The organism is Pseudomonas sp. Root562, assembly GCF_001427125.1.
In the GTDB taxonomy this organism is placed as follows: Bacteria; Pseudomonadota; Gammaproteobacteria; order Pseudomonadales; family Pseudomonadaceae; genus Aquipseudomonas.
Genome location: NZ_LMGK01000006.1, coordinates 131,513 through 154,911, shown reverse-complemented (window position 1 = coordinate 154,911; position 23,399 = coordinate 131,513). Strand labels below are relative to the sequence as shown.

13 protein-coding genes and 1 pseudogene are annotated in these 23,399 nt (G+C 58.8%); 5 read left to right on the top strand and 9 right to left on the bottom strand.

Annotation, left to right across the window (positions count from 1 at the left end; all coding sequences use genetic code 11):
* Nucleotides 1–4 precede the first annotated feature (4 nt).
* Together ASD60_RS07620 and yghX are read left to right on the top strand one after the other, a co-directional pair.
* Nucleotides 5–406: a heme-binding protein gene (locus ASD60_RS07620; RefSeq protein ID WP_056853419.1), complete on the top strand. Its 402-nt coding sequence runs from the start codon at nt 5–7 to the stop codon at nt 404–406.
* A 160-nt stretch (nt 407–566) separates the two neighbouring features.
* On the top strand, nt 567–1,454 hold the full coding sequence (gene yghX / locus ASD60_RS07615) for a YghX family hydrolase (protein WP_056853418.1): 888 nt from the start codon (nt 567–569) through the stop codon (nt 1,452–1,454).
* A gap of 99 nt (nt 1,455–1,553) precedes the next feature.
* Here yghX and ASD60_RS07610 read toward each other — a convergent pair whose 3' ends face one another.
* From ASD60_RS07610 to ASD60_RS07595, 4 genes are all read right to left on the bottom strand, one after another.
* The gene (locus ASD60_RS07610; protein WP_056853417.1) at nt 1,554–2,207 is read right to left on the bottom strand and encodes a peroxiredoxin; all 654 of its coding nucleotides are present in this window, start codon (nt 2,205–2,207) and stop codon (nt 1,554–1,556) included.
* Nucleotides 2,208–2,336: 129 nt separating this feature from the next.
* Nucleotides 2,337–2,999: a hypothetical protein gene (locus ASD60_RS07605; RefSeq protein WP_056853416.1), complete on the bottom strand. Its 663-nt coding sequence runs from the start codon at nt 2,997–2,999 to the stop codon at nt 2,337–2,339.
* Nucleotides 3,000–3,111: 112 nt separating this feature from the next.
* A complete protein-coding gene (locus ASD60_RS07600) occupies nt 3,112–4,056 on the bottom strand; it encodes an aldo/keto reductase (RefSeq protein ID WP_082557544.1) in 945 nt (314 codons plus the stop codon).
* A 21-nt stretch (nt 4,057–4,077) separates the two neighbouring features.
* A complete protein-coding gene (locus tag ASD60_RS07595; RefSeq protein ID WP_056853414.1) occupies nt 4,078–5,331 on the bottom strand; it encodes an NTP/NDP exchange transporter in 1,254 nt (417 codons plus the stop codon).
* A gap of 52 nt (nt 5,332–5,383) precedes the next feature.
* Here ASD60_RS07595 and ASD60_RS07590 point away from each other — a divergent pair, with 52 nt between their 5' ends.
* Together ASD60_RS07590 and ASD60_RS07585 are read left to right on the top strand one after the other, a co-directional pair.
* Complete coding sequence (locus ASD60_RS07590; protein WP_056853413.1) at nt 5,384–6,172, top strand: alpha/beta hydrolase; 789 nt, start codon at nt 5,384–5,386, stop codon at nt 6,170–6,172.
* A 154-nt stretch (nt 6,173–6,326) separates the two neighbouring features.
* Nucleotides 6,327–7,187 carry a CAP domain-containing protein gene (locus ASD60_RS07585; RefSeq protein WP_056853412.1) on the top strand — a complete coding sequence of 287 codons (861 nt, stop codon included), beginning with the start codon at nt 6,327–6,329 and terminating at the stop codon, nt 7,185–7,187.
* A gap of 36 nt (nt 7,188–7,223) precedes the next feature.
* Here ASD60_RS07585 and ASD60_RS07580 read toward each other — a convergent pair whose 3' ends face one another.
* Together ASD60_RS07580 and ASD60_RS07575 are read right to left on the bottom strand one after the other, a co-directional pair.
* Complete coding sequence (locus ASD60_RS07580; RefSeq protein ID WP_082557543.1) at nt 7,224–8,234, bottom strand: GlxA family transcriptional regulator; 1,011 nt, start codon at nt 8,232–8,234, stop codon at nt 7,224–7,226.
* Between the two features lie 716 nt (nt 8,235–8,950).
* Complete coding sequence (locus ASD60_RS07575) at nt 8,951–9,649, bottom strand: transposase (RefSeq protein ID WP_056853410.1); 699 nt, start codon at nt 9,647–9,649, stop codon at nt 8,951–8,953.
* Between the two features lie 75 nt (nt 9,650–9,724).
* Between ASD60_RS07575 and ASD60_RS07570 the strand changes: the two are divergent.
* Nucleotides 9,725–10,060: pseudogene (locus ASD60_RS07570) on the top strand (IS4 family transposase); the annotation flags it as partial.
* Nucleotides 10,061–10,145: 85 nt separating this feature from the next.
* On the opposite strand, the gene ASD60_RS28055 reads toward ASD60_RS07570, so the two are convergent.
* From ASD60_RS28055 to ASD60_RS07560, 3 genes are read right to left on the bottom strand one after another with little or no spacing between them, the layout of a single operon-like run.
* A complete protein-coding gene (locus tag ASD60_RS28055; protein WP_236708420.1) occupies nt 10,146–10,493 on the bottom strand; it encodes a hypothetical protein in 348 nt (115 codons plus the stop codon).
* A 49-nt stretch (nt 10,494–10,542) separates the two neighbouring features.
* Nucleotides 10,543–21,555: a two-partner secretion domain-containing protein gene (locus ASD60_RS07565; RefSeq protein ID WP_082557541.1), complete on the bottom strand. Its 11,013-nt coding sequence runs from the start codon at nt 21,553–21,555 to the stop codon at nt 10,543–10,545.
* Nucleotides 21,556–21,579: 24 nt separating this feature from the next.
* A complete protein-coding gene (locus tag ASD60_RS07560; protein WP_056853407.1) occupies nt 21,580–23,286 on the bottom strand; it encodes a ShlB/FhaC/HecB family hemolysin secretion/activation protein in 1,707 nt (568 codons plus the stop codon).
* Nucleotides 23,287–23,399: the final 113 nt, after the last annotated feature.

Sequence of the window (23,399 nt, the reverse complement as noted above, 5' to 3'; positions counted from 1 at the left end):
GCCCATGAACAGCAAAGCCATCCTGAGCCAGGCCGAAGTCAGCCAGATCCTGACGGCGGCGCGGACCGAAGCCCAGGCCAACCAGTGGCCGGTGACCATCGTGGTGGTCGATGACGGCGGCCATCCCTTGGCGCTCGAACGCCTCGACGGCGCTTCGCCCATCAGCGCCTACATTGCCACGGAAAAGGCCCGCACTTCGGCGCTGGGTCGGCGGGAATCGAAGGGCTATGAAGAGATGGTCAACGGCGGCCGCACGGCTTTTCTATCGGCGCCACTGCTGACATCGCTGGAGGGCGGCGTGCCGATTATCGTCGACGGCCAGGTGATCGGCGCGGTGGGCGTGTCGGGCGTCAAGGCCGAGCAGGATGCGCAAGTGGCGAAAGCCGGGGCGCAGTGTTTGAAGTGATCGCGATGCACATTTAACAACCCCCGCAGATCCCTGTGGGAGCGGGCTTGCCCGCGATGACGGCGGCACATCCAACATCCGTTTGCCTGATACACCGCCATCGCGAGCAGGCTCGCTCCTACGGGGGTAGTGTCCAACCCGCCGAAGAGGAAGCACACCGATGACCCGCCTCACCGCGAAAGACTTTGCCCCGCAGTTGCTGGAACTCTACGACTTTTACGCCCATGGCCTGATCAACCGCCGCGAATTTCTCGACCGCGCCGCGCTGTTCACCCTCGGTGGTTTGACTGCCAGTGCGCTGCTCGCGTCCCTGAGCCCGAATTACGCGCTCGCCGAGCAAGTCGAGTTCACCGACCCGGACATCATCGCTGAATACATCACCTACCCGTCGCCCAAGGGTCACGGGCAGGTACGTGGTTATCTGGTGCGCCCGGCCAAAGCCACCGGCAAGGTCGCGGGTGTAGTGGTCGTGCATGAAAACCGTGGGCTCAACCCGTACATTGAAGACGTCGCCCGGCGTGTGGCCAAGGCCGGTTTCATCGCCCTCGCTCCGGATGGCCTGAGTTCGGTGGGTGGCTATCCGGGCAATGACGACAAGGGTCGCGCGCTACAGGAAAAGGTCGACCCGCAAAAGCTCATGAACGACTTTTTTGCGGCTGTGGAATGGATGATGAAACATGATGCCGGCAACGGCAAAGTCGGCATCACCGGGTTCTGTTACGGCGGTGGCGTGACCAATGCGGCGGCGGTGGCTTACCCGGAACTGGGCGCCGCCGTTTCGTTTTATGGCCGCCAACCCGATGCCAAGGATGTGCCGCGGATCAGGGCGCCGGTGATGCTGCACTTTGGCGAACTGGATACGCGAATCAATGAAGGCTGGCCGGCTTATGAGCAGGCACTGAAGGCCAACGGCAAGACGTATGAAGCGTATATCTACCCGGGCGCCAATCACGGTTTCCACAACGACTCCACACCGCGTTATGACGAAGCGGCGGCGAAACTGGCGTGGGATCGGACGCTGGAGTGGTTTCGCAAGTATCTGGTTTGACAGGCCGGCAGGACCGGCCCTATCGCGAGCAGGCTCGCTCCCACAGGTGATCGAATGTGGGAGCGAGCCTGCTCGCGATGGCGGTGTCACTGCCGCTGATTACTTGGGCTGCGCCACGGTGCGCAGATAAGGCTTCAAAGTCTTGAACCCATCCGGATACTTCTTCTTCGCGTCCTCATCGGACACCGACGTCGGAATGATCACGTCCTCACCCGGACGCCAGTTCACCGGCGTAGCCACGGTGTGCTTGGCATTGAGTTGCAGCGAGTCGAGCAGGCGCAGCACTTCATCGAAGTTACGCCCGGCACTCATCGGGTAGATCAGCATGGCCTTGACCTTCTTGTCCGGCCCGACCAGGAACACCGAGCGCACGGTGGCGTTGTCCACAGCGGTGCGCGAACCGCCGCTGGCGTTCGGATGGATCATGTCATAGAGCTTGGCCACCACCAGGTTTTCGTCGCCGATCAACGGATAATTGACGGCGTTGCCCTGGGTTTCTTCAATGTCACCGACCCACTTGTTGTGATCACTGACCGGGTCGATGCTCAGGCCGAGGATCTTGGTGTTGCGCTTGTCGAACTCGGGCTTGAGCTTGGCCAGATAGCCCAGTTCAGTGGTGCAGACCGGTGTGAAATCCTTGGGATGGGAAAACAGAATGGCCCAGCCATCACCAATCCACTGGTGAAAATTGATAGGGCCTTCGGTGGTGTCGGCGGTGAAATCCGGTGCTTCATCGCCAATGCGAATGGTCATGATCGATCTCCTTAAAGTGAGTTTCAGGGATGCTGTCAGAGCACGCGCAACAGCATTCGTGCATGGCTGTCGAGCCAGTCAACGCGACTGAGTATAGGAGACGAATGATGACAGGCTGCAAGCCCACGCTCAGCCACCCAGCGCGATGATTGCCGTGATCAGCGCTGCACCGACAACCGCCATCGCCACCGCGCCCTGCCAGGGTTTGGCTCCGGCGTATCGCGCCAGCAACCAGCCAGCCACGAACAGCACTACCAGCCCGATCAGGTTGGACAAACGCACCGCCAGCCCCGTTTGCTCAAGCAGCAGGAACGGCACCACCAGCGGAAACGTCGCGAGCACCACCAACAGGAAAACACCCAGCGCCCCCTTGAAATCCTCCAGCCTCAGGACTGGATAATTCGGCGTGGCCGGCGATGCGACCAGGCGCTGGCGCAACACTTCCAGGCCTTCGGTGCCGGCCGCCGTGGCGATACGCGGTGGCAACGCATCGGCAATCAGTGCCTGGCCGGTGCTCGCGTCCGCGCCCGCGCGCAAACCGGCAAACAGTGTGCGGTTGCGCGTGCGTTCGATCACCGTGCGCAACAGATACATCACCGCGTCCGCCAACCCCCAGGCCAGGTTGCAGCCGAGCGCGGCAATCATCATGGTGCGCTCCTCTTCCTGATTGGCGGTCGCAACACTGATAGTGCCGGTGAAAGTCATGGCCATCAGCAAGCCAAAAATCACTTCCGTGACCCGATCGACAGGATCGAGCACGCGTGTACGCAGCTGTTCGCGGTTGTCTTGCATAGGCACGGCCTTACGGCCCGCAGGCGAGCCGTCGTGTTCAAGGGAGGTTAAATCCGAATGCTTCACTCAGTGTAGTCAGGAACGTGCCTGCTGCTGATCGAGCGAGCCCTCGTCAATCCACCATGGCGATCAATTGATGCCGTTGCGCATCGGTGAGCATCGGCCCGAAACCGGCACCGGCGTTTTCAGCCATGTAGCGCGGGTTACCGGTGCCGGGAATGACGCAGGTCACCGCCGAATGCGACAACAAAAACTTGAGCGCCAGTTGCGGCCAGCTCTTGACCCCGACTTGAGCCGCCCAGCCCGGTAGCGGTTTGTCCTTGAGTCGCCCCAACAAGCCACCGCCGCCGAACGGCCGGTTGCAAATCACCGCTACACCGCGCTCGCGACACAGCGGCAGGATGCGTTTTTCGACACCGCGATCATCCAGCGCATAGTTGATCTGCAAGAAATCCAGCGGCTCGGCCTTGAGCACCGCTTCCACTTCCTCATACGCCGATGCGGTGTAATGGGTGATACCGATGTAACGAATGCGCCCCTCTTCCTTCCATCGGCGCAATGTTGGCAGATGGGTTTGCCAGTCGAGCAGGTTGTGGATCTGCATCAGATCGATACGATCGGTCTGCAACAACTTGAACGACTGCTCCATCTGCGCGATGCCCTCTTCGCGGCCCCGGGTCCAGACCTTGGTTGCCAGAAACGCTGGTGAGCGGGGCTCGTGGATGGACAACAGTTCACCGGTGGTCTGTTCGGCACGGCCGTACATCGGCGAGCTGTCGATCACCGTCCCGCCCTTCTCGAACAATGCGCGAAGCACCGCAGGCAGTTGCTTGTAGGCGGCATCGTCCGGGGACACGTCAAAACCGCGATAGGTGCCCAGGCCGACAATGGGCAACGACTCTTTGCTGGAAGGAATGACGCGGGTCTGCATGTTCTTGCCTCCTGTTCCCGTCGACGGCGAAGTTTGTGCGCCGGTCGGACCGAACGTGAAGACCGCCGAAACACCGGCAGCCAGCGTAAGAATTTTTCTACGGGTGTACCCCACAGGATGGCTCATAAATCGTCCCTCGCCCGCCAATCAGGTTTCGACTTGTTGCGCCTGGCGCCGAGCCAGCCACAGACATAACCCGCCCCACATCCCGGCAAATGGCACGATGACCAGCGCCACCAGGCCAAATCCTGCGCCCAACGCCGTCAAACCGGCGGACAACCAGCCACTGGCGGCATCGCCGCCGCGATAGACCAGGGTCTCGATAACATTCTTGGCCTTGTACTTCTCTTCGCGGCTGACCACTGTCCACAATACCTCCCGCGCCGGTCGCACGAGGGCGAACTCCACAGCACGGCGCAAGCCTTGGGCCAGTGCCACGGTGGCCGGTACCGGTGCCATTGCCATGGCGGCAAAGGCCACGATGGTCGCCAACGGCATTGCCAGCAGCGCACCGCCGATCCCCACCAGGCGGATCAAGGGTGCGGTCAGCAGCAGTTGCAACGTCAGGGTCAGTGCCGACACGATCAAATCGACAATGGCGAAGAATTGCGTCCGGCTGCCTGTATCAGCGTAGCTGCCAGCGACAATCCGTCCCTGCTCGAAATACAACAGCGTCGCCGCGCTGGTGTGCAGCAGCATGAACAGCACCAGCCCCAACAGGTACGGGGACCGCAGGATCAGCGTGATGCCGGCGAGCATGCTGCCACCCAGGCGCCGTTCGTCGAGTAACGGCTTGCCCGATTGCGACTGCGTGCGCGCCAGCAGCCCTCGATAGCAATGCACGGCGATCTCCAGCAACAGTGCCGCCGCAACGGTCAATGCCACCGGGCCAAGCCGGGTGGCCATGGTCGCCGCGAGCAGCGGCCCGATAAACGTGCCGAGGGTGCCACCGGCGGCGATGCAACCGAACAGTCGCCGGCCCTGCTCGCTGGAGAAGCGGTCGACCAGCACACTCCAGAAAATCGAGACGATGAACAGGTTGTAGATACTGATCCAGACAAAAAACACCCGCCCGACCGTCACTGGCGCGACGTGGTTAGCGATCAGCAGGCCGAACACCAGCATCGAGGCGGCAATGACGCGGTAGATCAGCGGCACGAAGCGCGTGGCCGGCAGACGCGACGCCAGCGCGCCGAACACCGGCACCATCAGCAGCATCACCGCAAACGTGGCGGTGAACAGCCACTGCAATTGATCGGCGCCACCCTCCAGCCCAAGCGCATCGCGCAACGGTCGCACCAGGTAATAGCTGGCGAGCACGCAAAAATGAAAAGCAAAACCCAGGGCCAGGGCCGCTCTTTCCGCAGGCAACACATTGAGCCACTTGAGACCGATGGGCATCGGTGCCCTCCTTCACCGCCAGCTACACTCTGACAGCACCCCGGAGCCGTCAATGCCGCCCACTAACGTTAGTCGAATGTCCCGAACCCTGGTGTTACTCGTTGTCATCCTTGCCGCAGCGTACCTGTCGCTTTGCGCAGCGCTGTACGTGTTTCAGCGCTCGCTCATCTACTACCCGCAACCCCGCGCCGCTGGTTCAGCGCAAACATTGCTCACGCTGCCCGTCGATGACGCGCAGGTGCTGGTTTCGGTGCGTTCGCACGACGGTCCCAAGGCGCTGATTTATTTCGGTGGCAATGCCGAAGACGTTTCCCGCAGCCTGCCCGGCTTCGCCGAGGCCTTCCCGGACCATGCACTGTACTTCATGCATTACCGAGGCTACGGCGGCAGCAGTGGATCGCCCTCCGAGGAGGCCATTGCCCGCGACGCCATGACCTTGTTCGACAAGGTCTATGCCGATCATCCGCACATCATCGTGGTCGGCCGCAGCCTGGGGTCAGGGGTCGCGGTGCGATTGGCCAGTTCTCGACCGGCCACCCGCCTGCTGCTGGTCACGCCTTACAACAGCCTCGAAGAGCTCGCCGCCCGTCAGTTCCGATGGTTCCCGGTGCGGTGGCTGTTGCAGGACAAATTCGAATCCTGGCGCTACGCATCACACATCGCAGTGCCGACGCGGCTGATTGCCGCCGAACATGACGAAGTGATTCCAAATTCCAGCACGCAACGGCTGTACAGCCACTTCGCCAAGGGCGTGGCATTGATGCAGATCATCAAGGGGACGGGGCACAATTCGATCAGCGACAGCCCTGAGTACTTCAAGGCGCTGGGGGATGGGTTATAGCAACAAACGCCAACATCGAGTGCGTCCGTCGGACAGAAAGCTTCAGCAGCCAATAAGCGCAGCGGTCCCTTGAACCTTGTTTCGCAAGCCCAGTCTTAGATCGGCGTTCAACCCACCTCCCTATCGTTGTCATCTCTTCAGAGCTGTCCGCACCATGCGCCAAACCGCCTCCGCCTTGCGCTTCACTTCGCTGTGTCTGGTTACTTTACTGCCCTTGATCGCCCCTCCCGCCCACGCCGGCGCGGAGCGACAACTGGTGGAAGCCATCAACGATTACCGTGCCCATCCGCGAGACTGCTCGCGGCGACCGGCCCAGCGCTTGTCGCCGCTGGCCTTGAAGTCAAACCTGGCATTGCCGGTGGGTTACGGTGGCGGTTTACGCGATCGATTGAAGGCATCCGGTTACCAGGCTGTCGCCGTGCGCTCCATACGCGTGGTGGGTGCGCAGGATGCCGAAGAGGCGTTTGAACTGCTGCAGGATGATCACTGCGCCGCACTGCTCGATAGCCAGTACGCTGACATCGGTGTGAGCCGCAGTCGGGGTGAGTGGCAAGTGGTATTGGCCCGTCCCGTTCTCGACAGTCAAATGGCCGATCCGCGAGCCGTTAGCAAAGCTTTGCTGGCGCAAGTGAATGCCGCCCGGGCCAAACCACGGCTGTGCGGTCGCCAGCGTTTCGCCGCGGCCCGTCCGTTGTCCTGGGATGCAAGTCTCGGGGCTGCCGCGCAAGGCCACAGTAAAGCGATGGCCTACGGTAACTACTTCGCCCACCGCGACCCCGATGGCGACACCCCTGCGGACCGGGCGCGCGCCGCCGGTTACCGTGGTCGGCAGATCGGCGAAAACATTGCAGCCGGCCAAGGCTCGGCGAACAAGGCAATGGCCGGATGGCTCGCCAGCCCCGGGCATTGCGCCAACCTGATGAACCCGATGTTCACTCAAGTGGGTGCGGGCTTTGCGACGGACGCACGCAGCGATGAAGGGGTTTACTGGACGATGCTGTTCGGGGCGAAATGATCGGCTCGCTGTGATTGCCGATCATTCATCGAGCCGTTACTTCACCAACCGGGTTTCCTTGGACGGTCGATAGCCGAAATAGGCGCTGTAGCACTTGCTGAAGTGGCTCGGTGAAACGAAGCCACAGGCGACGGAGACTTCGACGATGGTCAGGGTCGTGTGCTGCAGCAACCGGCGTGCCTCGGTGATGCGCAAATCCATGTAATAGCGCTGCGGTGTCGTACCCAACTGCTCTTTGAACAGTCGCTCGATCTGCCGTCGCGAACGACCGGCATACAGACAAAGCGTCTCCATCTCCAAAGGCTCTTCCAGGTTGGCATCCATCAGGTTGACCACCTCGCGCAACGGGCCGCTGACCGAGACATTGAGGCTGGGTTTGATGCGTCGATAGCGCGACGCTTCAAATGCCAGTATGTCTTCAATACCGTCGGTCAGCGCCTTGTCGTGCAAACCTCTGATCCATTCCAGCGCCATGTAGAACGCACCGTTGGGACTGGACGCCGTCAGACGATCGCGGTCCACCACATACGCTTCGCTGGTGACCTGGGTGAGTTTGGCGATTTCCGCCAGCGCGGGACGATGCTCCGGGTGGATCGCGCAGCGATAACCGTCCAGCAAACCGGCTCGACCGACAAACCAGGCGCCATTCCAGATCCCTGCCAGCTTCACGCCTGCTTCGGCGGCCCCTTGCAAAAGACTGACCAGCACGTCGTCAGCCTGGAGCGCCGTTCGATACCCGCCACAAATCACCAACAGATCGAGCTGCATAATCTGCCCATGATCGAGGCGCGCATCCGGGCGGATCACCAACCCCAAATCGCTGATCACTTCACCTTCGCGCAAACCGAAAGTCTTGGTGGAAAACAGCTCTGGCCGCAGCAGGTTCGCAGTGACAATCGTATCGAGTGCCTGGGTAAACGCGGGCAACGAAAAATGCTCCAGCAGCAAAAAACCTGCCCGGGCGCGAATTGAATGGCCTTCCTGTTCATTGAGGTAGCGAAGGTTCTTGCCCTTCATCGCACCGCTGAACTGACGTCGCTCTACCAACGCCCGCCTCGCTTCGTCGTGTGGTCGTACATGTGATTTAGCGCCTTGATGTCTATCACTCCTGATCCGCAGCATAAACCGCACAGTTGCGCCTGCGCGGTGCGTGCATTGTTTACGCCAGTTGATAACTGCGAGCAAGTGGGAGGGTTCATCGGAAGAAATTTTGTTGGGGTTGATCAGGCAATCACAGAAATCCGAGGGTTTTCAATGAGGACATGGAGGATTGCAGGAAGCGGCTGAAGATGGGGGGATTTGGGAGGTCAGAAAATGGCTATCGCAAGGCGTTCGGACAGAGTGTCTGAACGCCTTTCCAGCAGATCAACCAAAAAGGGACAGGGCGTGAACCATCTGAGTGGCGACCGGCTGTTGTAACCGGGTCGTCTGCTAAATGAGCCCGTCGAGACTGGAGGTGCTTTTGCACGAGCCACAGATCTGCGACACGTTTTTGGACATTTGGCGGCACCAACGTTTCTCTGGAGCAGGTGACTGCCAGGGCGGTGCTGGGTGTATCGCTACCACTTGATCCACATGGGTGTCAGGCACGACTCGGCCGTAGCCCACGATGAGGAAACGGATACGACGGGTTCAACCAGTCGGGTTTAGTTATAGGAGAAACCCTGCAACAAAAGCTGCAGGGCAAGTTGGCTTTTAGCCTTGACTCGAGACCGGCTAATGGGTGCCCCTTTTTACTCTCTGTTCAAAAAAAGGGGACAGATTTATTTCCCTAGTCCGCTCCTTGGTCGGCCTCGCCCACGCAGCTCTATCCGCTGCCCCACAATCCGCTCCACCTCGTCCACAAAACGGCTTGTCCCCGTCAGTTGACCACGCTGCAAGGCGTCCCGAATCAATCTGGTCTCCTCCTCAGAAGTAGCTTGCTGCATGACCCGCTCGTATTGATGGCGCCGCTCCATCGCCGTGTCACCCAAAGCCGTGAAGCATGGGTCGAAATCCAGCCAATGGTCATCAGGCCTGTCACTGATTCGGGCTCCATAGCTGGACCATGGGTAATCCACCGCATCGGCCACCATGCGAGCACGTACTGGATTTAATTCAATGTAACGACAACAAGCAAGCAGGTAGGAATCTGACTGCACCACACTGGATTTGTACTGACTCTCCCACAGAGTGCCTGAACGCCCTTCCAGTCGATTGCGATAGCGCGTCGCACGCGCTGCCAAGGCTTTCATCAACTGCCCCAGCCCAGCAGAGTCACCCGGAGCCAGCAACAAATGAACATGGTTGGTCATCAAACAGTAGGCGTAGACCTTTACGCCCCATGCATCTTTGAGTTCACGTAAATCCGTCAGATAGCGTTGATAATCCTCGGCGACGGCAAATACCACTTGGCGATTATGACCGCGTTGCACCACGTGGTGCGGATAGTTGGGTAATACGAGGCGTCCCATTCTGGGCATTTTTCAAGTCTCCTTCCATGGAGGTTTTCAGCGTAGCAAAGGAGAAAAATGGAAAAAAATAAATCTGTCCCCGTTTTGAAGGAGTTATGGGTCTATCTGTTGGCCCACAATCTGATCCGAATGCTCATGGCCCAATCGGCTTTGTTAGCGGACTGCTTGCCTCGCGAACTGAGCTTCAAACACAGCCTTCAGCCATGGCTGGCGCTACGACAATATGGGAGTCCTGAAGACGAGGATGGTCTGGCGAACTTACTGATGTTGATAGCGCAAAGACGCGTTGGAAATCGACCTGGTCGTATCGAACCGCGAGCCATAAAACGAAGACCTCAGGCCTACCCCTTGCTGACCAAGTCACGTCGGTCAGCAAGGGCTGAGGTCAGGAAAAACGGGCATGCTAAACATGTTAAGTAAGTGCCATTCAAATCTGTCCCCTTTTTTCCGCTTTTTTCATATCCCCGGCAGTGCCGGGGATATTTTGAGCATTTCAAATAACCAACTAAAGCCCCATAACAAAATCTCTAATTAACTGGCGGTCCGAGTCATTTTTAGCCGCCCTATTTAAAATCGGAATCAAATAATAAAGCAACAGTTCAACCCTTGATACTTCTGCCGGAATAGCCTCCGCTACACAATCAACCAATAACTTTATAGACATAATAGCCGCAAAAGACTCATACCCTCTTGGCCCAGAAAAAGGTAATTTTCTAAAGTAGTATTTTGCTAATCGCTTTTGATCAGACCGCTTCCACGTACGATGGGGAATCAGTAGCAATGCTTCTCCCCAATCAGCAGACTCTATCGGATACTTAGTCATTAGCCAATCAGCAGCTTGATCAGAGTTCATCTTAACAAGCTGTGCGCATAGTGCCCTTTGTCGCTCATCCATATCAAATCTACTTCGGATTAAATAAATTTTCTGGCAGCCCGGAGTTACTACTCAACGATGCTGGCGGCTTGTAATGTCCAGAAGCATTAGTCCAGTGACTTATTGTCCCTCGACTTGGACCATCATTATTCCCAAAGCGTATAGAACCTGCATATTTGACGTCCCCTCCACCGCTAAGTCCAAGGTGAGTTGAAAAAGCTTCATTAACATTTGGTCTACTGACTCGAACTGTTCCATCAGGCATTGTTACAAAATCATATGATCCTGATGGCGTTATCTTGCTGCCACTTGGAGTTTGCAGCCAGTAACGACCAGATGAGTCTTGAACAAGAGTCCTTATTGGTCGCTGCGCGATAGCAGGGTCATTTGGGAAAACATTAGTTAACGTACCGCGTTCAGTAAGGTTCGGAACAGCTCCTCCCCCTTTTGCTCCAACACCCTTCCCACCCCAAAAAAGTATAGCTGCCCATTTGGCAAAAACACCTACATTTTCGGAATCAACACTCATACCAACCTGCCCGGCAGCATCGTTACCGGCTTGGATTAGGCCCAAGGCGACTCCCATTTCCAACAATCGCACCTTGGCAACCGCGTTCATCATCTGCGTGGTGGCCAGGACACTTTTCATCCCGGCAGGTATATCGTCAGAGGCTCGCGCTTTGGAAAGGAGGTCGTACGTGTCGTTGTAATCCTCGACAAACTTTTGGAGCTCTGGAGATCCACATCCTTGAGGATTGTCCAGACAAAACAGCGCAAAACGTTTTTCGTTTGCGTCATTCAAATCGGCAAATTTACTCCGAACCTGATCACAGCTGTTGCTTGCGACGCAGGTTTTCGCCTCTTCGATTAAGCTCTCAACCTCCTTGTGAGTCAGGTAGTTATTTACCGTAGCCTGCTGTGCCACCCACCCCGCGACTTGCTGATCCTTGTCGCTCCCACCCGCGGCTGCGGCAACGGTCATACCCAAGAGCTGAGAAGTCATCGCCAATACTTGCTCGTGGGCGACGCCCGGGAAGATCTTGTCCCCTACCATCTCGATCAGAGCCTTGTTGGCTCCGGCGGCCATCGCGGAAGTAACGAAATCACCGCCAGCCGCTTCGCCGATCAAGCCACCCACGATGGCATGAACGGCAACTTTGGTGGGTAGACCACTTCCTAACAGGCTGGTACCAACTTGCCCATAGATGGCCCCAGCCATCATATCGGCGACCAGTCCGATTGCGGCTTGGCTCAAGTTGTCTTTAAATTTACCACCGTTGGCAACTGTCTGAAGGGCCGAGTTGACAGCCAGGCGTACAGCAATATTTTCTCCAGCAATGCCACCACTAACGCCTGCAATCACATAACCTTTCAGGCTGTCGCTGGAAGTCACGTCTTTAATGACCGCTCCAAGATCACCCTTGTTGTTAATCGTACTGATCGCCGCCCCACTGGCCGCCGAAGTGACCACTGCCGTTAGAGCCACATTTCCCCAGCCTGCCGCGACAGCTGTCCCTGCAGCTGTAGTTCCGGCAGCGGCCATGGCAGTACCGGAAGCTGCCGCCGCGTTGGCCGCTGTTCCAATCGCGGCACTAGCGGCGCCAGCCGTCAAGGCCGTGACGATGATCATGATTGCCAGCATTGCCCCTTGGCCCAGTCCAGAATGGCTGTACTTGAAGCTCTCGTGCACCTCCTGAACCTTGCGCCAATCCACATCCCCGCGCTGTTCAGCCTCTTTGAGCCACGCGAGCTGCGGATCAGCCTGCACCATGGCGTCGATGGTCTCGCTGACTGACTTTTGATCAATCTGTTTGATGTCGATGTTCAGGCCATCGACTGCCTTGATCGCCAGGTTACCCTGCGCGACAAGCTCGCTCTGCCGTAACGTCTCATCGGTATTCCCCCTACCCTTGGCACTGGTCCACGCCAGACTGTTGCTGCTCTTCTCGTGACTCTCCTGGTGCAGATCCTTCACACCCTCAAACGTGATCGCACCACCACTCTGCAGGGCCAGGTCACTACCGCTGTTGAGCTTGGCCACCTGATATCGCTGATCCCCACCACTGACCAGCGTCAAATCACCGCCCGTGGTGATTTCACTTCCAACGTGAGTCACCTTGGTGATTTCATCTCGGCGGGTTTCTTTTTGGCCGAAACTGCCGTTTTTCTTTTTGTCGTACAGTGAGTAATCGCTGTCCTGCGCCGCCAGCAACTCGATGTTGTTGCCCGCCACCAGATACGCTTCGTCCCCCGCCGTAATCCGGCTGGAGATCAGCGCCAGGTCGTTACCGGCGCTCAACACTACATCGCCGCCAGCCGTGAGGGTGCTGGCGATTTGTTTGATGTGGTCCTCCTGGGCGGTGACTTTCTTGGTCTTGTAGTAGGAGTGGGTTTCGTCGGCAGCCGACGCCACGGTCAAATCGCCTTCGGCGGCCAGGATGATGTTGCGTTTGGCCTCGAGATCGCTGGCAACGATGCTCACGTCGCGGCCAGCACTCAGTGAGATATCGCGTCCGGCGTCGAGGCTGGAACCGAACTGGGTGATCGAACTCTTTTGTATTCCGCCGGTGTCGCTGCTCTGCTGTTCAGCGGCGGCGATGCCGATGTCGCGACCAGCCTCGATTTCAGTATCACGACCGCTACTGATGACGCTGCCTTTGTTCAGCACGTCCCTGCCCGCGCCAATAGTCAGGTCGTTGGCGGCTTCGATGCGCGCGGCGCTGTCTAGGTAGTCGCGCTGTTGGGTGTAGCCCTGGTTGCTGAAGCCTGTGCGGGTGACGGTGCGTTCGTTGATGACATCGCCGGTAAGGGCACTCAGGGTGACGTCGCGTCCGGCGATCACGCCGCCCGATTGGTTGATGATGTTGTTGCCTGCCAGCAAGTCGAGACGATTCCCGCCTTCGATCAGGCCGCTGTTTGTCAGGTCTTGCCCGGCAGATGCCGCCAGGTTGTTGGTCGCCCGCAAGGTCCCTGCGTTGTTCAGATCCTGCCCTGCGATGAGCGTTACATCGCGCCCCTGAATCAACGCGCCATTGGGCGCCAGGCGGTTGTCGGCCTGGGCCAGGTACAACACCGGCACGAGAACCTTCTCGCCGTTCACCTCGTGCTCTTCGAGCCAGACGATGTCGTGGGTCAGGGCCGCGACTTGCTGGGCCGTCAGGGTCACGCCTACGGACAGGTTCAGTTCGTCCTTGCTGGCGATGGCGTTGTTCATCAGGTACTTGAACATGGCCTCGTCAGAGGTCTGGCCATCGATGAAACGCTGTCCAGTACGCTCGACCACGGCCTGCTGGATCAACCGTTGTTCGAAGAAACCGTCACCCAGGCGCTTGGCACTGGTGTCGGGGTCGTAGCCGAGGTTGGCCAGCAGGTAATCGGAGCTCATGAACTGCTTGAGTTCGGTCAGTACCGGGTTGGTCTCGATCAGGTATTTGTGAGGGTTGCTGCGCACGCTGGTATCGGGCAGGCCCTGTACGCGCGGCGCATTGATCAGGACGTTGCCCCGGTCGGGCAGTTGCACGCCATCGGCATTCACCTGCGCAGTTTTGTTGTTGAGGTTCAGGGATGGGTTGCCGGCCAATGCCAGCTCACGATCTCTGACCGACACCGGGTCGTTGTCGTCGAACTGCAACTCGGTGGCGTCCCTGACGGGCGCGGCATCCGAGCGCTGGGTCGCATCGCCGGAAAGGGAGGCGATGGTCCGAGGTGGGTTCGTTACAACGCCAGGATGGGTACCGTCTTTACCGCTCAGACGGAACAATCCGTTGTCGCCCACCGGCAGGCTGAAGCCGGGCAAGGTCAGCGGGTTGACCTGTTGCTGGGCGAGATCCGGTGGAAGCTGGCTGTTGAGGTTGATGATCGTGGTTTTGCCAGTGCCGGTGGCCCCGGTGCCAGCATTGCGCGAAGTACCGGAGATGCCCGAACTGTAGGCGCGCTCAACACCGTTGGTGATCTTGTTGACGGCATTGATGGTGACGTTGCCGGCGGCCTGGATGATTGCCGATGCAAATCCGGATGGGTCAGAAGCGATGATTTTTTCGCTGAAGACGGCGTTTTTTATGAAGTCGGGGGCGTCGGTTCTGGCACCGCTCGCGTACAGGGAGTCGCCAAAATCGACGGCATATGACTGTTTGTACAAACCAAGCAAGACGGGACCAAAACGCTGGAACCAGTTATCTTGCTCCCCCTTGGCCCCGTATCGAACGACCTGCGTAGTGACCCGTGACTCAACTTCATTGGCGTTCCAGAAACGCAGGTCCCGATTGTAATCAGCGTCGTTGTACATGTTGTACGCGACGATCTGACTCCATTGATCAAGATTTTGCCCACCCGTGACGTACTTACGGGAAACATAGTCCCCCGTGGCAGTCCCGGAGTTCTCGAAACTGGCGACATTGATGGTGATGTTTCCGGAAGCCGCGACTGAAGAGTTCGAGTTCAGGAATGAACCTCCAGTCACGTCAAAATTGCTACCCGACGTGATGGAAGCCGCCTTGGAACTTTCCCCTTCCAGAATGCTGACTCTGAACTTCTGCTCCCAGACCAGGTGGGAAGCAATCGGATGTGAATCCATCTCAGCCCAGCTGAAAGGAAGCTCATCACACTCATAACAACGAACCCCAATATCCGCCGAATACATCTCCGAAACAGTCTTGAACTGATCCCTGCGATTGACAATCGAATCAGACCGAATCGAGAAGTTGCCAACGCTCTCCATCGTCCCGGAAAGGTTCTCCACCAACCCCGCCCGGCTACCCGCATCATCCCGGGCAATATCAATAGCGCCGAGGCTGTAAACATCGGAATTCCTGTTACTGAAGCTACCCCCCCGAAGCTTCATATCGCCGCCACTGAACAGGAAACCACCTTGATCGTTCAGCAATGACGATGCGCTGAGCTTCAAACTCGTCCCGCCCGCCAACGTGCCATAGTTGTTAACGGCACCGGCATTGAGATTCAGGTTGTTGCTCGCGCTCAGGCGCCCAAAGTTGTTCAGTACCGACAACCCGCCACGAGCGCCCACGCTCGTGTTGCCACCGCCGGCAATGCTAGCGGCGCTGTTGAGGGTGATGCTGGACGCGTCGACCTGCATGTCGCCGAGACTGCTCATGCGGCCACTGCCGCCATAGCCGCCGCTCAACTGGATATCGAGGCTGCCATCACTGGCGATCAACCCGTCGTTGTTCCAGTTCACACCCCGCCCTACAAGCTGGTTCGACGCGAGCAACTGGCCGCTGGCGGTCTGGTTGAAGTTGTTGACGTTCACCGTCAGACGACCCGCCTGAATCACGCTGCTGTTGGTCCAGCTGTTGGCGTTCAGGTTCAGGTCACCGCGAGTGATCAGAGCGCCGCCAGCGTTCATGACGTTGGCGGTCGAGATGTCGAACAGGCCGGTGCCAACATGGGTTACAGAGCCGCCGGCATTGAGCAGGCCAGGCGTCGCAATTGTCAGTTGCTGATTGGCGGTTTCCACCAGCCCATTGCGGTTATCGAACTGACTGCCGATCTGGAAGTCGGTTTTGCCGCTGGTGCCCAATGCCCGCAGTTTGCCGCCCTGATTGTCGAGGTTGGCGGCACGCACGGCCAGGGTGTCGGCGCTTTCGACCAGGCCGCCACGGTTGGCAAGATTGCCGCTCAGCCCCAGATCGATGCCGTTGCCGCTGACCTGTCCGGCGTTATTGTTCATCGAGCCGCCGACGACGGCGACCTGACCTTTGGCGAAGATCCCGCCGTTGCTGTTGTCGACTGTGTTGCCGCCCGCGTTGAGCAGAATGTCGCCGGTGTTGGCGGCTATGCGTCCCCCGTCACTGTAGATCCCGCCCAGCGCTCGCAAGTCGAGCCGGCTGCCTTCTAGCTTGCCGCCCTGGCTGTTGCGCAAAACACCGTCAAGGCGGGCTTGCACCAGTCCCTTAAGGCTCGACAGCATGCCGCCACGATTGTCGAGGCTGGCCGCATTGATATTAAGATCGCCGGTCTGGGCGATGAGTTTGCCGCCCTGGTTATCAATCGCGCCGTTGCCCGCCTCGACACTCAGCAAGCCCCAGCTTTGCACGGCGCCGCTGGCGTTGTTCAGCGCGGCGGCCGTTATGGAAACCCCGGCATCACGACTGGAAATCAAACCATCGACGTCGTTGTAAACAGTGCCGTCTGCGGTGAGATCCAACTGCCCACTGGCCGACAGGGTGCCGCCCTGACCATTGTTCAGGTCGCCGGAAGTCAACAGGCTCAACAGGGACTGGCTGATCAGTTGGCCGCCTCGGTTATCGACGCTACTCGCCCTCTTGACCAATAGCGGACCGCGGCTGCCAAGTGCACCGTTGATGTTGGTCAGGGCACCCAGCAAATCGAGGGTTACGCTGTCCTCGCCGACCAGGCTGCCACCGGTGTTGTCCAGTTGCGTACCGGTGAAGGACATCGCCTTTTTGGCAGTAATCTGGCCAGCTGCGTTGTTCAGCGTCGCCGCATGGATATCCAGCGTGTCGCTGCTTTCGATAAGGCCACCTGAGGTGTTGGTGATGGTGCCGTTGGAGATCGTCAGCGTCTGCTTGCCGCCGCTGGTGACAATGCCGTTGCTGTTATCGAGGCTGGCCGCCTTGATGCTCAGCTCGCCCTTGCCGGCCAACCCGCCTTTGGTGTGGTTGACCAGCGCGCCACTCAGATCGATGCCCAGGTTGCCCAACAAACTGGAGATCGTGCCTTCCTGGCTGTTGTCGAGCGTGCCGCCGGAGACCGTTACGCCATTCCACCCGGACACCAGTCCGCCCTGGTTTCTCACTTCGGCGGCGGCGAGCTGCAATTGATCGTTGCTGATCAGATTGCCACCGCGGTTGTCCAGAATGTTGCCGGCCAGGCTGAAACTGGTGAGGCTGGAAATTTCGCCATTGCGGTTATCCAGGTCACGCAGGTGGGCGATGCTCAACTCACCTTTTGTATTGATCAAGCCTTGCTGGTTGTTCAGGTCCCCCAGTGTCACGCCCAGATCAATGGCGATGCCGGAACCACCGAGCAGCGTACCGCCCTGATTGTCCAGGCCGTTGCTGTTGAGGTTCAGTTGTTGCGCGGCCTTGATGATGCCATTGTCCCGATTGGTCAACAGATCATCGAAGGTCACATTGAGATCGCCATCACTGAGCAGGACACCGCCACTGTTATCCAGGCTCGACGCGCGGACCTGCAACGCGGCTGCGGCAATCTTGCCTTTGATCGAGGTCAGTGCGTTTTCGATTTGCAGGGTCAGCTTCTGGTTGCTCAGCAACTGACCTGCGCTGTTGTCCAGTTGATCAGCAATCAGCTCGAACCCCAGCTCGCTGGAAATTTCCCCGCCGCGGTTGTTCACGTCAGCCAGGTTTTTCAGCAGCAGTTGACCGGGCGCACTGATGAAGCCGTCCTGGTTGTTCAGCGTTCCGCCCTTCAGATCCAGGCTCAGATCACCTTTGCTGAACAGTTTGCCGCCCTGCTGATCGAGGCCACTGACATCGGCCAGCAGCGAAGTGCCTGCACCGAGGCTGCCACCGGTGTTGGTCAGCTGCCCGGCTTTGAGACTCAACTGACCGGCGGAGTAAATGCTTGCCTGGCTGTTGTTGAGTACTCCCGTGGTGATGCTCAGGTCGCCCTTGCTGCTGAGTACACCCTTTGCCTGGTTATCCAGCGCGCTGCTGTCGAGGGTGAGTGTCGAGTCGGTCAGCAGTTTGCCGCCCTGGTTGCTGACCTCTCCCCGCGTATTGATAACAAGCGCCTTGGCACTGGAGACCGTACCAGCGTCGTTGTCGAGGCGTTCGGCATCGATGACCAATGCACCTTCGCTGACGAGACTGCCCTTTTGGTTGTCCAGATCCGCTGAAAGCGTGATCGCCAGATCGTTTTGCGTGATCAGGCGGCCGCTGTTTTCCAGGCTATCCCCGGTCAGCGTGAGCCCGGCGTCACCGGATATCAGGCCGTTGTTGCGGTTGATCACCTGCCCCACCGTCAGCGCGAGATTGCCACCGGCGAGGATGAAGCCGCTGTCGCTGTTGTCGAGGTAATCACCGATGAGGTTCACATCGACCTTGCTCGACAGTTCGCCATTGCGGTTGTCGAGGCGGTCGACCGTCAGATTCAGCGCCTGCATGGCACCGACCAGACCTTCGTCGCGGTTGTCCAGGCGCGTGGCCTTGATGAACAGCTCATCATCGGCAATGACAATACCGCCCCGATTGTCGAAGTCGTCGGTCACCCGCAGATCGGCGCCGCCCCGAACGCGAATATCGCCATCGGCGTTGTTCAGGCTGGCGCTGCGACTGTCCAGGCTGGCGGCGGCAATCAGGCCTTTGACGTTGCTCAGTGCCCGGTCGATGACAAAACCGAGCTTTTCATTGCTGAGCAGTTTGCCGCCATCGTTGTTCAGGCTTTGCGCGTTCAGGCTCCAGGCCTTGGCACCGGAAATTTCACCCGCGCTGTTGTTCACCTCGTTCAGGTTTTTCAGAAGCAACTGGCCCGGCGTATGGATGCTGCCGCGCTGGTTGTTCAGCAGACCATTGTTCATGTCCAGGCTGAGGTCGTTGTTGCTGAACAGTTCGCCACCATCCTGCTCAAGCGACGCGAGGGAAAGATCAAGCTGCTGCTGGCTGCCGATTTGCCCGGCGGAGTTATTCAGGTGCCCGGCCGTGACGTTCAGGGCACCATCGGTCGCCAGACTACCGCCGCTGCTATTGTTGAAATCGCCGGTGACCAGCGTCGAATCAGCCTTGGCGCTGATGACGCCGTTAACGCTGTTGTCGAGGCTGCCACTTCCCAGTGCCAGACCTTTTTGTGTGGCGATCAGGCCGCCCTGATTCAAAGCGGCGCCAACAGTGGTCAACGCCATGTCTTCGAGACTCGACAGTTTGCCCAAACGGTTGTCGAGGCTGCCGGTGTTCAGGGTCAACTGGCCTTCGCTGTTGATCAGGCCCTGCTGATTGTTCACCACCCCATCGAAAGCAAAGTCAAGGCTGGCTTGACTGACGATCTTGCCGCCACGGTTGCTCAGGCCGATACCGGTGAGCGTGCTTGCCCCTTTGCTGAAGATCAGGCCGGACGTGTCATTGATGATTTGGTCGACTTTCAGGCTCAACATGGTGTCCGACAACACCTTGCCACTAGTACTGTTGTCCAGCCTTGCCCCTTTGACCAGCAGCCCCGATTGGCTGGAGAGTGACCCGCCACGGTTATCGATCTGCCCGACGTTCAGGGTCAGTGTTTTGAGCGACGCGACGAGGCCATCCTGGCGGTTATCCAGTACGTTGCCGGTCAGCAACAGATTGCCTTCGGCCACTAACTCGCCAGCCGATTGATTCAGGGTGGCGATGTTCGCCTCGATATCGCCCTTGCCGGAAATACGCCCCGCAATGTTTGCGACTTCATTGGCCGTGAGGTTCATCTTTCCCGCAGCAGTGATCAGGCCGCCGTTGCGGTTGTCGAGATTTTGCGCACGCACATTCAACGATTGCTTGGAAGCAATCTTCCCCGCGCTGTTGTTGAGAGTGCCGAGGGCTGTGATGTCGAGCAAACGGCCCGCCATCATCAGGCCGGCGACGTTATCCAGCGACGTCACCGTCAGTACGGTATCCAACTGGCTGGTCAGTTCGCCGTTACTGTTGACCAGTCGCCCGATGTTGCCCGTGAGATTGCCGGCGCTGTTGATCACGCCACGGGCGTTCAACACCTGACCGGCCGTCAGATTCAGGTTGGTGTTGCCCAGCAATCGACCATTGTTCTGGTTGTCCAGGGTGCCGGCGCTGATCGTCGTGTTTTTTCCACTGAGGGTGCCACCCTGATTGCTCAAGGTCTGCGCAGTCGTCACCGTCAGATTACGACTGGCAATCACGCTTTTACCGCTGTTGTTCAGCGTCTGCGCGCTGAGGCTGACATCACCATTGCCATTGCGACTGTTATCGGAATTGACCCCGGCCTCGATGACTCCGTTGCTGGTCAGCACACCACCGGCACTCAGGCTGATACTGTCCCGAGCAGCAACGCTTTGCTGCACGGCCAGATTGCCCTGAGTCTGCACATTGACGGCGTTACCGTAGACCGGCCCCTGGGCGTCCAGGCTGGCGGCTCTTACATTGACCGCGTTCGTGGCAGCAGTCTGCGCCAGGCTCAGATGCCCATTGGCATCGATCTGAATATCACCGCCACTGGCCGCCAGGTTGCCGGCCAGTTTCACCCCGACACCGGCCTCGGTGCCCACCAACTTGATCGCCCCGGCGTACATACCGCCCAGCGCCGACGAATCGATGGCCAGTTGCGGCTTGGCACTGCCGTCATCGGCGCGGGCGGTGGTGTTGAGGCTGTCGGCGTTGACGTCGTTGCGACCGGCGATGATGGTCAGATTCTTCGCCTGAATCTCGGCGTTGATTTTCGCGCTGCGGGTGATGATTTCGAAGCGGTCGACGTTATTGGCATTAAGCCCGGCACCGTCGATGGAAACGCTGCCCTGATCCACTTGAAAACGATCCAGGCGTCCGTTGCCGTCGAGTACTGGTTTGCCGGTGGTTAACGTCACACGCGGAGTGTTGATGAAACCGCAGCCGTTGCAGCTGATGCCATACGGGTTGGCGACGATCACCCGTGCCGACTGCCCCGCCACCTCGGTGTAACCGCGCAACTGGCTGGGACTGCCGCCCACCACTTCGTTGAGGATGGTTTGCGCCGAGCCGCTGCTTTTCAGGTTGGGGTTGCCAATGATGATCCCGCCCAACTGCGTGCTCGAAGTCTGAGTCGAGCCGTTGTTGAGGATGACGCCTTGAGCACCGACGTTGTAGTCGACGAACTGGTTATGCGACAGACCGCTGCCATTGGGCGTGGCGATGTTGACGATCGGCACGCCATTGCCTGCCTGACCAAGACTGGTGCCGGGATTGGCCACCACGATGCCGTCGGCCTGCGCCCAAATCGGTTGCCAGAACATGACGTTGGCCAACAGAAACGCCAGACCGCGCTTGGGCATGCCCCAGAATCGATCACGGGATTTCACCCGGGCGGACGACTGACGAGCGAGGAAAGCGTATTGGCGAACGTCCATGTGCATGTTCTCGAAGTACGGCAGTTAGAGGAAAAAATCCATGCGGAAGTAAATCGGTGCTTCGCGCTCGTAAAGCGCATCCGGTCGTTCCAGGGAGTGGGCAAAGGTCACGCTTGCAGCGAAATGCTGGCCACGGGCGAACAGCTCCAGCGAATTGCTCGACAGGCGTCCGTGCTGATCGCCGTTGTAGCGATCACCTCTAATAACCCCTTGGTCGTAGCCAAGTCCGGCGCCGTATTCGGCGAACGCCGGGCGTAGCCAGTCGGCGCTGACCGGGCGAGTCCAACGCAGGTCGTTGCGCCAGTAACCTCCGCTGTCACCGGACAGGGATTGATCCTTGTAGCCACGGATCGACGACAGACCGCCGAGACTGGTGCGCTGTGGGCTGAACAAAATGTCTTCGCTGCGTTGTCCGGTCATCAGGCTGGTGAAGCTGAAAGACTCGCCCCACAACTTGAACGGCTGCAGGTAGGTCGTGGTGGCGGTGTATTTGCGGTAGCGTGCGTTTGGTTGGCCCGGCCCCGGATGGCCGTTCCCTTGCGCATCGAAAGCGCCGATGCCTTGTTGCAGACCCAGGTCCAGGTTGACGAACGCGCTGCCCACCCGCCGTCCGTGATTGATGCCGTACTGCATTTCGCTGATGCGGTTGCTGCTGAGCTTCAGCTTGCTGTCTTCGATGAAGTTGTTGGTACGCAGGTATGACAGGCCGGCATTGAGCGAAGTCTTGCTCACGGCATCGCGGTGGATCACCCGCTCGGCGCGCAGCTGATGGTTCTGGCTGTCGCCGGTCTGCTTGAAGTTGTAGCCGTTGGCAGCGATCTGCGAGCGGTACTCGCTCTGGCTGTAGGTGTAACTGAAGTTCCACCAGCCCCAGGGCAGGTTGTAATTGAGCAGCGCGTTGTTGGAGGTGTGCTGGTGGTCGGTCATCGCGTCGTGACCGCCGCGCAACATCAACTGATCGGCCAGACCCAGCGGGCTGTCCCAATCGAACGTCGTGCCCCACTGCTGTTCGCCCGTGCTGCGCTGGCCGTCGTTGCTGCGCGAAAGCCCGACGCGCCAGGGCTTCTGCGCGGTGTTGGTGACCAGCACGTCGCTCCCGCCGACGTTCTTGCCGGGGGCCAGCTCCATTTTTGCCTGATTGGAGGGCAGGCGATTGAGCTGATCGACCAGTTGCTCGATCTCGCGCAAGTTAACCAACGCACCGGTCTTGCCAGGAAACGCCATGGCCAATTCACGCTCGGACACGCCGCTTTCGGGCGCACTTTTCAGGCTTTCGAGCCGGCCTTCCACCACCAATACCTTTAGGTGCCCGCCAGACAAGTCCTGTTGCGGCAGGTAGGCACGACTGGTGACCAAGCCTTTTTCAATGTAGCGATCGGTGATGACCTTAAGCAGTTCATTGAGCTGCGCAACGCCCAGGCATTGACCGATGTAGGGCTTGAGCAGTTGCGTTTTTTCGTCGGCCGAAAGGCTGTCGGCACCTTTGAGTTCGATGTCCTTGATGAGGAAACAACGGGTATCGACAGGAGCCGTCGGTTGCGCGGGCTTGACTTCTTTGCCGGGCAATTCCTTGAGCTCTTCCAGGCGCCGGCGCTGTTCTTCGAGCAAGCGATCCTGGCGTTCGCGAATCAGGTCAGTATCTCCCGGCGTGGGCGCAGCGTGAGCAAGACGCAGTGGAGAAAGGCACAGCAAAGCCAGGCACAACCTCGCCGCGAAGGCGGGTGAGAACATGTCGATCCCTCGAAAACAAAAGTAATATCAAAATAGTGGCGCGATATTAGTTAGCCATTATTCCGGCGTCAATTAGTGACTCAGTTCAAAAACGTTAACGGATGAGCTGCAGG

Coding starts and splice junctions, on each gene's coding strand:
- ASD60_RS07620 (WP_056853419.1), top strand. CDS start 5: ATGAACAGCAAAGCCATCCTGAGCCAGGCCGAAGTCAGCCAGATCCTG.
- yghX (WP_056853418.1), top strand. CDS start 567: ATGACCCGCCTCACCGCGAAAGACTTTGCCCCGCAGTTGCTGGAACTC.
- ASD60_RS07610 (WP_056853417.1), bottom strand. CDS start 2,207: ATGACCATTCGCATTGGCGATGAAGCACCGGATTTCACCGCCGACACC.
- ASD60_RS07605 (WP_056853416.1), bottom strand. CDS start 2,999: ATGCAAGACAACCGCGAACAGCTGCGTACACGCGTGCTCGATCCTGTC.
- ASD60_RS07600 (WP_082557544.1), bottom strand. CDS start 4,056: ATGAGCCATCCTGTGGGGTACACCCGTAGAAAAATTCTTACGCTGGCT.
- ASD60_RS07595 (WP_056853414.1), bottom strand. CDS start 5,331: ATGCCCATCGGTCTCAAGTGGCTCAATGTGTTGCCTGCGGAAAGAGCG.
- ASD60_RS07590 (WP_056853413.1), top strand. CDS start 5,384: ATGCCGCCCACTAACGTTAGTCGAATGTCCCGAACCCTGGTGTTACTC.
- ASD60_RS07585 (WP_056853412.1), top strand. CDS start 6,327: ATGCGCCAAACCGCCTCCGCCTTGCGCTTCACTTCGCTGTGTCTGGTT.
- ASD60_RS07575 (WP_056853410.1), bottom strand. CDS start 9,649: ATGCCCAGAATGGGACGCCTCGTATTACCCAACTATCCGCACCACGTG.
- ASD60_RS28055 (WP_236708420.1), bottom strand. CDS start 10,493: ATGAACTCTGATCAAGCTGCTGATTGGCTAATGACTAAGTATCCGATA.
- ASD60_RS07565 (WP_082557541.1), bottom strand. CDS start 21,555: ATGGACGTTCGCCAATACGCTTTCCTCGCTCGTCAGTCGTCCGCCCGG.
- ASD60_RS07560 (WP_056853407.1), bottom strand. CDS start 23,286: ATGTTCTCACCCGCCTTCGCGGCGAGGTTGTGCCTGGCTTTGCTGTGC.